This window comes from Demequina sp. B12 (assembly GCF_028823635.1).
Taxonomy (GTDB): domain Bacteria; phylum Actinomycetota; class Actinomycetes; order Actinomycetales; family Demequinaceae; genus Demequina.
This window is the reverse complement of record NZ_JAPEHU010000004.1, coordinates 313,356-325,867: the sequence shown is the minus strand read 5'-3', so window position 1 is coordinate 325,867 and position 12,512 is coordinate 313,356. Positions and strand designations below refer to the sequence as shown.

The 12,512-nt window shown below is 65.2% G+C and carries 13 protein-coding genes; 9 read left to right on the top strand and 4 right to left on the bottom strand.

Annotated features, from left to right (window positions below):
- Positions 1-13 precede the first annotated feature (13 nt).
- Positions 14-727 carry a tyrosine-protein phosphatase gene (locus ON058_RS10910; protein WP_274669071.1) on the bottom strand — a complete coding sequence of 238 codons (714 nt, stop codon included), beginning with the start codon at positions 725-727 and terminating at the stop codon, positions 14-16.
- Positions 728-825: 98 nt separating this feature from the next.
- Between ON058_RS10910 and ON058_RS10905 the strand changes: the two genes are divergently transcribed.
- Complete coding sequence (locus ON058_RS10905; RefSeq protein WP_274669070.1) at positions 826-1,812, top strand: S8 family serine peptidase; 987 nt, start codon at positions 826-828, stop codon at positions 1,810-1,812.
- A gap of 29 nt (positions 1,813-1,841) precedes the next feature.
- On the opposite strand, the gene ON058_RS10900 is transcribed toward ON058_RS10905, so the two are convergent.
- Entirely contained in the window at positions 1,842-3,017 is a 1,176-nt protein-coding gene (locus ON058_RS10900) for a cysteine desulfurase family protein (protein ID WP_274669069.1), read from the bottom strand.
- A 38-nt stretch (positions 3,018-3,055) separates the two neighbouring features.
- On the opposite strand from ON058_RS10900, the gene ON058_RS10895 reads away from it, so the two are divergent.
- Together ON058_RS10895 and ON058_RS10890 are read left to right on the top strand one after the other, a co-directional pair.
- The gene (locus ON058_RS10895) at positions 3,056-3,475 is read left to right on the top strand and encodes a hypothetical protein (protein WP_274669068.1); all 420 of its coding nucleotides are present in this window, start codon (positions 3,056-3,058) and stop codon (positions 3,473-3,475) included.
- Positions 3,476-3,478: 3 nt separating this feature from the next.
- Positions 3,479-4,303 (top strand): SDR family NAD(P)-dependent oxidoreductase, encoded by an 825-nt coding sequence (locus ON058_RS10890; RefSeq protein ID WP_274669067.1) that lies wholly within the window; start codon positions 3,479-3,481, stop codon positions 4,301-4,303.
- Here ON058_RS10890 and ON058_RS10885 read toward each other — a convergent pair.
- Positions 4,300-5,250, bottom strand: coding sequence for an electron transfer flavoprotein subunit alpha/FixB family protein (locus ON058_RS10885; protein WP_274669066.1), 951 nt, complete (start codon positions 5,248-5,250; stop codon positions 4,300-4,302). The two genes, ON058_RS10890 and ON058_RS10885, sit on opposite strands and share 4 nt — an antisense overlap.
- Positions 5,247-6,035: an electron transfer flavoprotein subunit beta/FixA family protein gene (locus ON058_RS10880; protein ID WP_274669065.1), complete on the bottom strand. Its 789-nt coding sequence runs from the start codon at positions 6,033-6,035 to the stop codon at positions 5,247-5,249. The genes ON058_RS10885 and ON058_RS10880 overlap by 4 nt, the downstream gene beginning before the upstream one ends.
- A gap of 245 nt (positions 6,036-6,280) precedes the next feature.
- On the opposite strand from ON058_RS10880, the gene ON058_RS10875 reads away from it, so the two are divergent.
- The 6 genes from ON058_RS10875 to glgX all read left to right on the top strand — a co-directional run bounded on the left by ON058_RS10875 (position 6,281) and on the right by glgX (position 12,491).
- A complete protein-coding gene (locus ON058_RS10875; RefSeq protein WP_274669064.1) occupies positions 6,281-6,595 on the top strand; it encodes a hypothetical protein in 315 nt (104 codons plus the stop codon).
- A gap of 77 nt (positions 6,596-6,672) precedes the next feature.
- Positions 6,673-7,302, top strand: a complete 630-nt coding sequence (locus ON058_RS10870) for a hypothetical protein (RefSeq protein ID WP_274669063.1) — start codon at positions 6,673-6,675, stop codon at positions 7,300-7,302.
- A gap of 21 nt (positions 7,303-7,323) precedes the next feature.
- Complete coding sequence (locus ON058_RS10865; protein ID WP_274669062.1) at positions 7,324-8,352, top strand: peptidoglycan-binding protein; 1,029 nt, start codon at positions 7,324-7,326, stop codon at positions 8,350-8,352.
- A complete protein-coding gene (locus ON058_RS10860; RefSeq protein ID WP_274669061.1) occupies positions 8,343-8,996 on the top strand; it encodes an ABC transporter ATP-binding protein in 654 nt (217 codons plus the stop codon). The genes ON058_RS10865 and ON058_RS10860 overlap by 10 nt, the downstream gene beginning before the upstream one ends.
- A complete protein-coding gene (locus tag ON058_RS10855; protein WP_274669060.1) occupies positions 8,993-10,189 on the top strand; it encodes a hypothetical protein in 1,197 nt (398 codons plus the stop codon). The genes ON058_RS10860 and ON058_RS10855 overlap by 4 nt, the downstream gene beginning before the upstream one ends.
- A 157-nt stretch (positions 10,190-10,346) precedes the next feature.
- Entirely contained in the window at positions 10,347-12,491 is a 2,145-nt protein-coding gene (gene glgX / locus ON058_RS10850) for a glycogen debranching protein GlgX (protein WP_274669059.1), read from the top strand.
- Positions 12,492-12,512: the final 21 nt, after the last annotated feature.

Genomic DNA, 12,512 nt, shown 5'->3' with positions numbered 1-12,512 from the left:
ATGGTACGCGCCCCTAACCCAGGAGCCGCTCTCGAAGCGCGACCAGTACGGACTCCGTGCCACCATGCGCGAAGTACCACTGCTCCACACCGCCCTCACGGTCCCACCGGTCGAGCACCGCTTCAATCGCATGCGCAGGCGCCTCAAAGACCTCCGGGGGGACGGACGCGAGCGCCGCTTGCGCAAACTCGGGCCGCACTCCCGCCATCATGCGGCCAATGACCGCCTGCATGTGTGGGCCAGTCGCGGTGTAATCCGCAATGATCGCGTCCCGCTCCACTCCCACCAACGCCTCCACGAGCGCCGCCAGCACGCCCGTCCGGTCTTTGCCCACCGAACAGTGAAACAGCACCGGCGCCTGTGCCGTGGCGAGCACCTCCACCGCCGCGACCAAAGCAGTCGCGGCCTGCCCCTGCGTCATCTCCATATACAGAGCGTCAAGTGACTCAAGTGTCTCCCGCGCCTGCTCCCCTGTCAGGTGCGCCTGAGCCAAAACCTCAACATCAACAATCGTGGCAACGTCACCGAGTCCGTGAGGCCGCCCCTTCTCCGCGGGGCCGCGCAAGTCCACCACCGTCGCAGGAGGCCACGGCTCGATCCCCTGAGGTGCCACATCCCCCTGAGCAGGAGCATCGGCCCTCACCAGCACTCCGTTCCGAAGCGACAGCGCCACACCGCCGAGATCACGCACATTCGCGAGGTGGGAGGAGGTCTGCTCTGCTGCCATGAAGAGGTCCTTTCGTTGACGCCCACCCTAGTCTCGACGCTCGACCCGCCGGCGGCACGGCTAGCGTCTGAGTCGAGACACCTGGCAGAATCCCGGCCATGCGCCGCATCATTCCTGCCGCCCTTGTCTGCTCCACCGCTGTACTCGGCCTGAGCGGATGCTCTCAGGAGGTCGACCCCACGGTCGCCACCGACGGACTGCGGGAGACCCAATGGGGGCTCGACGAGATTGGAGTCCCGTACGTGTGGGCGCAGGGGTACACCGGCGAAGACGTCGTGATCGCCATCCTGGACACCGGGATCGACACCGGCCACCCCGATCTGCGCGCCCACATCGTGGACGGCTACGACTTCATCGACGATGATCGCCATCCCAAGGACGAGAACGGGCACGGCACCCACGTCGCAGGGATCGCCGCCGGAGAAGCAAACAACAAAGGGATCATCGGTGCGGCCCCTGGAGCGAAGATCATGCCGTTGCGAGTACTCGACTCTGACGGGGCAGGCACCAACGCCCACATCGCGGAAGCCATCGACTGGGCTGTCGACCACGGCGCCAACGTGATCAACCTCTCTCTTGACGAGACCGGACTGCGAGGCCGCATCTCCAAGGGCGGAATCATCAACGACGCCATCGAACGTGCGCACGACAACGATGTCATCGTGGTGGCCGCATCCGGCAACAACCGCGAAACCGGCAACCAATACAAGTTCGGCACTCACGTGCTGGTCGTCAACGCCACCAACGTGCTGGGACTCCCCGCGCTGTACTCCAATGCTGGGGACGAGCGCGCCGTAGCCGCGCCCGGCTCCGACATCGTCTCCACCGTGCCGACCTACGCCACCACGCTCTACCCCGACGGTTCCGACGGCTACGAGACCATGTCCGGCACCTCAATGGCGTCACCACTGGTCGCAGGCGCGGTCGCGCTACTCCTGTCCGCTGGAGTCCCAGCCCAGGAGGTTCCGCACCTCCTCGCGGAGACTGCCCACAACGACTGGGAACTGACACGCCTCGACGCGGGAATCATCGACGTCGAAGCAGCGCTCACGGAAGCGCAGGCCCAAGGCCTCACTAGTCCGTGACGCCCGGCGCGGGCGCTCACGGCGAGTGCTCACACCGAGTGCACGCGCCGGGCCCGCTCCACCGCCTCAGGCAGCACCGCAATCAACGCGTCGATGTCGTCCTGAGTAGTCGTATGCCCCAGCGAGAAACGCATAGTCGACGCAGCATCCGCGGTAGACCTGCCCATAGCAAGCAACACATGACTGGCCTGGTGCACGCCCGCAGAACAGGCCGCGCCCGTCGACGCCTCAATGCCGTGCGAGTCCAGCATGAACATGAGCGCATCCGGGTCAGCACCCGGGAAACACACGTGCACGTTGCCGGGTAGCCGGCCCTCCCCCAGCGGTGCCCCCGACAGGTGCGCTTCCGGCACAGCAGCGCCGATGCGCTCCACCAGTTGAGCCTGCAACTCGCGTAGCCGCGCGCTTTCCGCCGGCACGGCGTCCACCGCCCATCGCAAGGCGGCAGCGGTCGCGGCAAAGCCCGCAGCATCGAGCGTTCCCGAACGAATCTGACGTTCCTGACCGCCCCCATGCGTCACCGGCTCCAAGCGTTCCGTACGTGTGACCACCAGGCCGCCGACGCCCACCGGGCCGCCCACCTTATGCGCACTGAAACTCAACGCCGTCAGTCCCGATTCTTGGAAACTCACCGGCACATGGCCCACCGCCTGCACCGCGTCCGAATGCACAGGGATCCCATGCGGCGCCGCCAAAGAGGCCACCTGCGCGACCGGCTGAATGGAACCCACCTCGTTGTTGGCCCACATGACAGAGATCAGCGCGATCTGGGACGTATGGGCGGCGATCTCGCGCTCCAGGGCCGCCAGGTCGATCACTCCGTTGCCGTCAACCGGGATCAGCACCAGGTGCGCACCGTGCTCGTGCGCCAGCCACTCAGCCGGCTCCAGCACTGCGTGATGCTCCACTGCTGACACCACGATGCGGGTCCGGCGCGCATCGGCCCTCTGACGCGCCCAGTACAAGCCCTTGATCGCAAGGTTGTCTGCTTCCGTGCCACCAGACGTCCACAAGACTTCCGACGGGTGCGCGTCCAGGGCGTCCGCCACTGTCTCACGAGCCTCGTCAACGACTGACCGGGCGGCCCGGCCTGCCGCATGCAGAGCCGAGGGGTTACCCACCAGGCCCATATGAGCCATGAGCGCATCCCGCGCCGCGTCAAGCATGGGCGTCGTAGCCGCATGATCAAAGTAGTGAGTGCCCATGCCCGTCAGTCTACGGAAGGGCCATTACGGTGGAACCTATGGAGATTCCCGGCAGCCCACAGCTGCACCAGCTGGCGCTCGCAGCGCTCGACTATGGAGTTGAGAACGCTCCTGACGGCCCACTCATCCCCTTCGTTGTCACCGAAGGCGCGGCACACAAGCGTGTCCTCACTCGGATCGCCGGCGACACCCTTGAGGGGAGCGTGGCACGCGCATTCGACACCGCGCGCCAGTCCGATGCAGAACGTGTCGCCGTGTGCTTTGACGGCTACGTCACTCTCGAAGGAGGCCGGGACGACGCGATTTGGGTAGTCGCCCACGAACGCGGGGACCACGCTGCGATCACGTTTTACCAGCGCTATCACACCGCGCATTCAGCAACAGGGTTTGAAGTGATCGGCAACACTGGATATGCCGGAGAGAACGACCCTCTCCTGGGTTGCACGGGAACGGAGTAGACCATGGCCACCTGGTTCATCACAGGATGCTCGACAGGCATCGGCCGCGCCACCGCAGAAGCAGCGGCGGCAGCGGGACATACCGTGATCGCTACCGCACGTCAGCCACAGACCCTTGCTGACCTTGTGGATCAGTACCCCGACACCGTCATCGCGCTCCCGCTCGACGTCACTGACCCCGCAAGCATCGACACCGCCGTCTCCGCAGCGCTCGCGCTCGGCCCCGTGGATGTGCTGGTCAACAACGCCGGAATCGGTTACTTCTCCACCATCGAAGACTCGGATCCCGCGCAAGCACGCGCCGTGATGGACGCGAACTTCTGGGGTGCGGCCCAGGTCACGACGGCGTTCCTGCCTCACCTGCGAGAACGTGGAACGGGACACATCATCACGGTGTCCTCGATCGCAGGCGTGCGCGGATCCGCCGGCATGGGCTACTACTGCGCGTCCAAGTGGGCGGTGTCCGGCTTCATGGAAGCGCTCGCCAAGGAGGTCAGCCACCTGGGGATTCGCGTCACCCTGATCGAACCGGGGCCCGTGCTGTCCCAGTGGATTCCCTCCGGCCAGAAAGTGCGCACCACCCACCCGGACTATGCGCCCATCATGAACCCTTACTGGGATCGCATTGACCATCTCCCCGGCAACCAGCCCGGAGACCCGCACGCGCTCGCACGGATCATGCTGCAGGTCGCACAACTGCCAGAGCCCCCACTTCACCTCCTGGCTGGGCAGCACGCCCAAACACAGGGAATGGTGAAAGCGGAGGCTCTCGCAGAAGAAATCGAACGCTGGGAAGCGCTGGGATTATCGATCGACACTCGCGGCTAAGAGCCGCGGTGCTCCTTGATGCGGGCGATGGTCTGCGGAACCACGTCAAACAGGTTGCCCACCACACCGAAGTCTGAGATGTCGAAGATGGGCGCGTCCGGGTCCATGTTGATGGACACGATGGTGCCAGAGGCCTGCATGCCGCCACGGTGGTGGACTGCACCCGAGATTCCACACGCGACATACAGCGCAGGGGTGACGGTGGTGCCGGTCTGGCCCACCATGTGTTCGTGGCTGATCCAGCCCTCGTCGGTGGCGTCACGGGAGGCGCCCACGGCGCCGCCAAGAAGTTCCGCGAGTTCACCCACGAGTCCGTAGTCACCGCCGGTGCCACGACCACCGGATACCACCACAGGAGCCTCAGCCAACGGCACACCATCGCCTTGTTCGACGGCCTCTACTGCAACCACGCGTTCACGAGTCTCAGGCAGGTCCACCTGAATGTCGACAACGGTCGCAGCGCCAGGCGTCTGCGCGGGTGCGGCCATAGTCGTGTTGGGGCGGATGCCCACGATGGCCTTGTCTGACTCAATCCGGGAACGCACGTTCCAGGTCGCGGCAAACACGGTTTGCAGGGTCTCGACCTTGCCATCCACGAGCTCAGCGCCAGCGGCGTCGACAACCACGCCCGCACCGGTGGCAAGCGCCAGCCGGGTCGCGATCTCCTTCGACACAAAGGTCGAGATCATGAGGAGCACGGCAGCGTCCTCGGACGCGGCACCTACAGCGGCCGCAGCGCGAGCGGAGAGACGAAGGTTATCCCCGTCGACCACGCGGACCTCTGCCGCACCATACTCACCCAACTGAGCGGTGGCATCGGCTCCAGGTGCGGCGCCTAGCCACACGGCCACAGGGGTGCCGAGCGAACGGGCGAGGGTGAGGGCTTCAAGCGACGGGCGCGTGACGGCACCGTCGCGGTGGTCAATCAGTACTGCGACGGTGCTCATGCGAGTCCCTTCTCAATCAGGAAGTCAGCCAACTGGGTTCCCGCGTCTCCGGTGTCCGTGACCTTGATGCGGTTCTCACGCGGAGGACGTTCGGAGGCATCGACCACGGAGGTGCGTGCGGCTCCGGATCCCACGGTCGCGGCGTCAACACCCAGATCGGTCAACGACCACTGTGCGACGGGCGCCTTGCGTGCCGCCATGATGAGTTTGAAGTTGGGGTAGCGAGGCTTGTTTGCCTCATCCGTCACCGACACCACTGCGGGAAGCGGTGCGGACAGTGTTTCGTGCGCGTCCGGCAGGTGACGCTCAATGGTCGCTTCACCGTCTGCCACGGAAAGGGCCGATGCCAGAGTGAGTTGCGACCAGTCAAGTTCAGCCGCGAGCGCGGTGGGCAGCATCGAGGTCAGGCCGTCGAGCGCCGCCATTCCGGTGATGACGAGGTCCAGCGGGGCTTCCTCGTGGACCTTCGTCACCGCAGCGGCGATCACCTTGGCCGTACCGAAGACATCAGAACCCGCGATGGCGTCGTCACAGACGTGAATCGCGTGATGGGCACCCAACTGGAGTGCCTTACGGACGGCGGCGACCGCATCGGGCCCTCCTACCGTCAGTGCGTAAACTTCGCCTTCGCCTGCAGCCTCCACCAGCTGGAGAGCCGCCTCAACAGCGTTCTCATCGAGCTCGTTCATGGTGCCGTCCTCAGCCGAGCGCGTCACATGACCGTCGGTGAAGGAACGCTGAGACTGAAGGTCGGGAGTGTGCTTGACCGTGACCAGAATGCGCATGGGGGCCAGCCTAGCGGGTGCATGCTCCAGCCGGAATGCCTGCTGGTGAGCGCCGCCCTGTGCCCACCGCCAGCGGCCGGGCCAGTACTGGGCCCTTGTGACTCTGGCGCTCCGCTCGGGCGCTACCGCGTGTGAACGTTGCACACGCTCTGCCCACATAAATACGGTATTGACACTCCTTCCAAACCGTCGGTAGGTTCGGCGGCACTCGTACAACGACTGTACGAGAACTCAAAGGAGAAGCTATGAAGAAGTTCCGCAAGACTGCGGTCCTGGGGGGGGCACTAGCCCTAGCCATCCTGGGTAGCGCGCCTGCATCTGCAGCAGCCGACTCCGGTTGGCTGGTCTATGACTCGTGTCCCTACGTTGACGGCTGTGGCATCATTTCCGAGCTCTACTCGAGTGGCGCCAACTCGCGAGATGGGGGCTGCGCGGGTTCCATCGGCCAGAAGATCAAGTACAGCGAGGGCGGAACCAACTGGATCTCCGGTATCACGTGGAAGGCGACTCGCGTTTACCAGTCGCATTCCAACACCTTCGCGTACAAGGTCTATCACTAGCAATTAACAGGGGCACGCATCGGGGCGAGGGTGGCTCAAGGTCCACTCTCGCCCGGATCGTCCCAAGAGGGCATCACATGAACAAGAGTCGACAACATCCACTTGCCCGACTGCATAGCTGGTCGGGCGCAGCCGCTGCATTCATCGTCCTGGGAGCTACTGCTTGCTCGCCAGCAGCCTCCGATGCGGCAGCAGACCCTGACTTTGCCGCCTACATAGACGAGCTGCTGGAAGAAGCGCACAACGAGGGAGCCTCGGCACAGCAGATCGACATCCTGGAACAGGCAAAGGCCGACGGTGAACTGACATATGAGATGGCACTCGAGGCCAACCGCAACGTTGTCGCATGCCTTGCAGATGTAGAGATCGAGGCTCATGTCGTCGAAGAGACGACTAACTACGGGCTCACGATTCCCGGGTATGCCGCCCAGCTGGGCGACGGCAGTTCCGAGGAAAGCGTCACGGTCTGTGACCAGTCTGAGGTCTACTGGACCGGGCAGGCGTATCAACTTCAGCCGAGTTCCGAAGCACTGCAAAGTGCCTACATCGCCAAGCAACGCCCACTCGTGGAAGCATGCCTGACACGCGAAGGAGCAGAGTTTGATCCGAACTTGAACGACCAAGACCTGTTGGTGTTTGCGCTCGAGTACATGGACGAACACGGAACCGCCGACTGCGCCTTCGAAGCAGAGATCTACGGCTTCTAACCATCACGAAAGCGAACCCCTGTGTCACGTCCTCGCTCGACCGCTCTGACCGTCGTCGTGGTCGCAGCCCTTGCCGCACCACTTGTCGCCGGCGGCGTCTGGGTCTACGCCAACGCATCGGAGTCTCCCCTCCAGTCCGCGCACGCGTCCGCCCCACTCACTGGCACCATCGAGACAGCAACGCGGTCCCACGAGACCAACGTCAGCGTCAAAGTGGAGTATGCAGACGCGCTCTCCCCCACCACCCAAGCCAGCGGCACCGTCACAGCGATGAACGCATCGGCCGGCACCACCTTGGACCACGCACAGGTCGTGATGGTGGTCGACGCCGCCGAAGTGGTGGGATACGTTGCCGAGGCTCCGCTGTACAGGGACGTCACGCGCAAGAGCAAAGGCTCCGACATCGAAACGGCTCAACAGCTCCTCATTGACTTGGGGTACTTGGACGGAGAAGCCGACGGTGACGCAGGCTGGTACACCGAGCAAGCCATCAAGAAGTTCAACGAAGCACACGGCTACGGCAAGAACAACACCACTCTGGCGCGCTCTGCACTGGTGTGGCTGGGCACCGCCCCCGCGGAGGTCGCGAGCGCCAGTGTGACGCTCGGCGACACTGTCGCCCCCGGAACCGAACTGTTCGCCACCACCGCGTCACTGTCCGCGATCGCCGTCACCGAGCCGCCCACACTCACCGCCGAAGGTGACCTTGTGCTCGATGTCGCGGGAGTTTCGGTGCCCTACGAAGCGGGAAGCGGCCGCGTCACCAACCCCGACCATGTTGCTGCGATCGCAGACGCCCTCAAAGGCACCCAAGAAGGCGTGGGACTGACCCGGCTCGCCGCTCCCGTCGAAGTCGCATCCATTCCCGCACCCGCTGTCATCACCGACGACTCCGGTGCCACGTGCATCTACCCGGACGCCACCTCAACGCCGGTGCCCATCGCACCGCTCGGCGGCACACTCGGCACCGTCGACGTCGACCCCGCGATGGCTGGCGAGCCCATCCTGCTCAACCCGCGCGAGGTTCTTGAGGCACCCACATGCGGCTAACCGCACACGACGTCACCTACACGTACCCGCGCGGCGACCACCAAGTACTCGCGGGAGTCGACTTCGAGATCCCCGACGGCGCCTCGGCAGCAATCATCGGCCCCTCCGGCTCAGGCAAAACCACGCTCCTGTCACTGATGGGCCATCTGTTGCCCATGCAGCACGGCACCATCCACGCCCTCGACAGCCACGGACGCGAACACTCACTCGCCGCGACCGCCTCCTGGGTACTGCAGACCGTGTCACTCCTGCCTGACAGGACCGCACTGGACAACGTTGCAGTGGGCGCATACTCGGACGGCGCTAGTAGGGCCGATGCGCGGGAACGGTCGCTGAAGTACCTGGCACAAGTCGGTTTGGCAGGACGCGAACACGACCCGGCGCGCATCTTGTCCGGCGGCGAAGCACAACGAGTCGCCATCGCACGCGCGCTTGCCTCCCACCGGCCCATCGTGCTGGCAGACGAACCGACCGGCCAGCTCGACGCGACCACCTCCTCCACGGTGCTCGATGCCATGATCGGCGCCCACAGAGAGCGCACCGTCGTGATCGTCACCCACGACCCCGAGGTCGCGGCCCGGTGCGACCTGGTCTTGGAACTGCGCGACGGCCGCATCCACGAACGACAGTCGGCACCCGCATGAGCGGCCCGGCACCGACGCACCGCGAGAGCGACACCGCGGATACCGTGGACACCGGCTCCGGCGGCACCACCGGCCGCCGCCGCAAGCGCGTATGGCCACTCACCCTAGCCGCGCGTGAAGGTGCCGCCACCGCGCGGCACGGCCGATGGACCAGCGTCATGGTCGTCATCGCCACCGCATGGCTGATCGCTGCCCCCGCCATCGCCGACGCGGTCGGGGTCACCCGCCTGATGGAAGCCGAACAGGCCTGGATTGACGCCGGTGGACACGTGTACATCGCGACAGGCGCCAGCATCGACGGGCAACAAAACCCCATTCCCACACGAGTGTGCGAGTCGCTCGCCAGCTACGACGGTGTCGAAGGCTCGTTCGCTGTGACCCGATCGGAAGCGAGCGGCACCCTCGCTCACCTCCCCGGAGGGCGTGCGTCGATCTACTCCGCTTCCGCCGGAGTCCTGCCCTTCTTCCAGGTCGAAGGGACCAACGCTGGCGTGATCATGCTCACCGAGGGCTTCTCGACACGCACCGGGGTCACCGACGGCGACCCCGTCACCGTGATCCGGGGCGCCACTCCGGACACCGCGGGATCAGCGTCCACGATCCTGACGGCGCGCGTCGCAGACACTGCGAGCATTGGCGACGAGTACGACGGCGCACTCATCAGCCCCGACACCTTGGGGCCAGAAGCTGACTCGTGTTACGTCCGCACGGACGCCGCGCGCCACAGTGCCGTCGCCGCGGTTCTGCCCAGCCTGCTCGCCCACGACGGCCGCACCGCGAGCGTGTCTGGACGTCTTTACTCGAACGAGTTCACCGTCGACTACACCACTGCCTATGAAGACCGTCCGCTGCGCTGGCTGTGGGCCGCGTCCGCGCTCGCCTTGGGTCTGATGTGGGCCATGGTGCAGTGGTTCCGGCGTTCGCACGTAGCGATCTACTCGACCTTCGGGATGCGCATGGCACCACGTCTCATCATGCAGGTCAGCGAATGGGCCGTGCTGGCTGGCTTGGGGCTCGCTGCCGGCTGGTCGCTGGGCATCGTGGGCGCACTGGCCCTGGGCGCGCGAACCGAACCCAGCCTCAGCATTGTGTCCACCCACGCAGCGCTGACGCTCATCGGTGCCTCCCTGCTGGTGATCGTGCTGGGCCTGCGCCCCACCGGAACCCTGCTCACCGCGCTCAAGGACCGGTAGCGGCACCGTGTGCCGTCCCTGACACAGCCAGACGGCCGCTACCGGCGTGTCCGGCCTGACGCGCCGCATTCCTGGTCCGCGGGGTGTCAGGGACGGCACGGCACCCGCGGACACACGCGCTCACCCACCTGGGAACGTCTCCAGGCACAATGAACCTATGAGTGTTGATGGCGTGACCCCGTCCCCCACCCCTCACCGCCTGGGTGTCCACCTCGTGGATGGCGGTGCAGTCGTAGGTATCTACGCCGGGCATGCCACCGGTGTGGACCTGTGCCTGTTCGACAACGAGGGACGCGAGACCCGCGTCCCCTTGCACGGACCTACCGCAGGCATCTGGCATGCGTACGTGCCCGGAATGTTCGAAGGGCAACACTACGGTTTCCGTGCCGATGGCCCCTGGGCCCCCAAGAAGGGCCACCGGTACAACCCGAACAAGCTGCTCCTTGACCCCTACGGCCGCGGCATCGAAGGCTCGCTGGTCCCCATGACGCACGCGAACGCCTCGACGCTGCTGTCCAATAAGGACGAGTCCGACACCGCTCCCCTGATGCCGCGCTCCGTCCTCACCGCGGAACCTGGAGGTTCCTGGCAGACGCCACACCCCCGGGTCCCCTGGGAAGACACGGTCGTGTACGAACTCCACGTCAAGGGCTTTACTCAGCAGATGATGGACGTGCCCGAGCACCTTCGGGGCACGTATGCGGGACTCGCGCACCCGGCATCCATCGAGTACCTCACCAGCCTGGGCGTCACCACTGTTGAACTCCTGCCTGTGCACGCCTTCGCCTCAGAGCCGCACCTGGATCACGCGGGCCTGAGCAACTACTGGGGCTACTCCACCATGGGCTTCTTTGCCCCGCATGCGCCCTACGCCACCGCAGACGCCCGCGCCAAGGGAGCGCAAGGCGTGCTCGACGAGTTCGTGGGCATGGTTGACCTGCTCCACCAGGCAGGACTCGAAGTCATCCTGGACGTGGTCTACAACCACACTGCGGAAGCGGGCTGGGGGGACCGCGTGCTGTCCTGGCGCGGGCTCGACAACGCCGCCTACTATCGCAGCCAGCCCAACTCCCCCGGCCACTACGACGACACCACGGGAACCGGCAACACCCTGGACTTTGCCCACCCTCGCGTAGTGCAGATGGCGATGGATAGCCTGCGCTACTGGACCGAGGAAGTGGGCGTGGATGGATTCCGCTTCGACCTGGCCGCGACGCTGGGACGCACCAGCCACGGTTTCTCCACCCGGCACCCGTTCCTGGTCGGCATCACCATGGACCCGCTCATTGGCGGCACCAAACTCATCGCAGAGCCCTGGGACACGGGTATGGGTGGGTGGCAGGTGGGCAACTTCCCGGCACCCATGGCCGAATGGAACGACCGGTTCCGCGACAAGATGCGCTCCTTCTGGCTTCGCGACACCGCCCGGGGAGGACGCAACCACCCCACGGCACCCGAGCTTGCGACGCGCCTGGCCGGGTCCACCGACTTGTTTGGCCACACCGACCCGCCGCTCATGCGCGGCCCCATGGCGTCGATCAACTTCATTACCTGCCACGACGGCTTCACGATGGCGGACCTCACCGCGTACAACTCGAAGCACAATGAGGCCAACGGTGAGGACAACCGTGACGGCACGGACAACAACCGGTCGTGGAATCACGGCTACGAGGGTGAGACCGACGAGGTCGAAATCAATGCCTTCCGGCGCCGCTCCATGCGCAACCTGCTGGGCTCGCTCCTGCTCAGTGCGGGCACACCGATGCTGCTGGCCGGCGATGAGTTCGGCAACACGCAACAAGGCAACAACAACGCCTACTGCCAAGACAACGACATCTCTTGGCTCGATTGGGCGTTCCATCCCTGGCAGGCGGACCTGCGCTCGACTGTGCAGCACCTCATCGCACTGCGCCGAGAGAACCGCGTCCTGCGTCCCCACGAGTTCTACGAAGGCCACGATCCGCGTCTCGATGACGACCTCCTGCGCGCAGACTCAGCATGGTTCACGGCGGCCGGCGAACCGGAAACTGAAGAGTGGTGGGAAGACCCAGCGACCCGCGTGGTTCAGTTCATGCGTTCGCTGTCCGACCCCGAAGCAGCCGATGCACTGCTCATCATCAACGGCACGCGGGAACCGGTCGAGGTGACCATTCCGGCCGATGCCGGCGCACCTTGGGAACTGGTGTGGGACTCAGCATGGGAGTCGCCCGTGGGGGTGGCCGTGGAGACTCTGGAGCCAGGCGGAACCCAGGTGGTAGAGAACTTGACCGTGCAGTTGTACCTGTCGCGGCCTCAGCACTGATCGATCATCGGAACGGGGGCG

Coding starts and splice junctions, on each gene's coding strand:
- ON058_RS10910 (WP_274669071.1), bottom strand. CDS start 727: ATGGCAGCAGAGCAGACCTCCTCCCACCTCGCGAATGTGCGTGATCTC.
- ON058_RS10905 (WP_274669070.1), top strand. CDS start 826: ATGCGCCGCATCATTCCTGCCGCCCTTGTCTGCTCCACCGCTGTACTC.
- ON058_RS10900 (WP_274669069.1), bottom strand. CDS start 3,017: ATGGGCACTCACTACTTTGATCATGCGGCTACGACGCCCATGCTTGAC.
- ON058_RS10895 (WP_274669068.1), top strand. CDS start 3,056: ATGGAGATTCCCGGCAGCCCACAGCTGCACCAGCTGGCGCTCGCAGCG.
- ON058_RS10890 (WP_274669067.1), top strand. CDS start 3,479: ATGGCCACCTGGTTCATCACAGGATGCTCGACAGGCATCGGCCGCGCC.
- ON058_RS10885 (WP_274669066.1), bottom strand. CDS start 5,250: ATGAGCACCGTCGCAGTACTGATTGACCACCGCGACGGTGCCGTCACG.
- ON058_RS10880 (WP_274669065.1), bottom strand. CDS start 6,035: ATGCGCATTCTGGTCACGGTCAAGCACACTCCCGACCTTCAGTCTCAG.
- ON058_RS10875 (WP_274669064.1), top strand. CDS start 6,281: ATGAAGAAGTTCCGCAAGACTGCGGTCCTGGGGGGGGCACTAGCCCTA.
- ON058_RS10870 (WP_274669063.1), top strand. CDS start 6,673: ATGAACAAGAGTCGACAACATCCACTTGCCCGACTGCATAGCTGGTCG.
- ON058_RS10860 (WP_274669061.1), top strand. CDS start 8,343: ATGCGGCTAACCGCACACGACGTCACCTACACGTACCCGCGCGGCGAC.
- ON058_RS10855 (WP_274669060.1), top strand. CDS start 8,993: ATGAGCGGCCCGGCACCGACGCACCGCGAGAGCGACACCGCGGATACC.
- glgX (WP_274669059.1), top strand. CDS start 10,347: ATGAGTGTTGATGGCGTGACCCCGTCCCCCACCCCTCACCGCCTGGGT.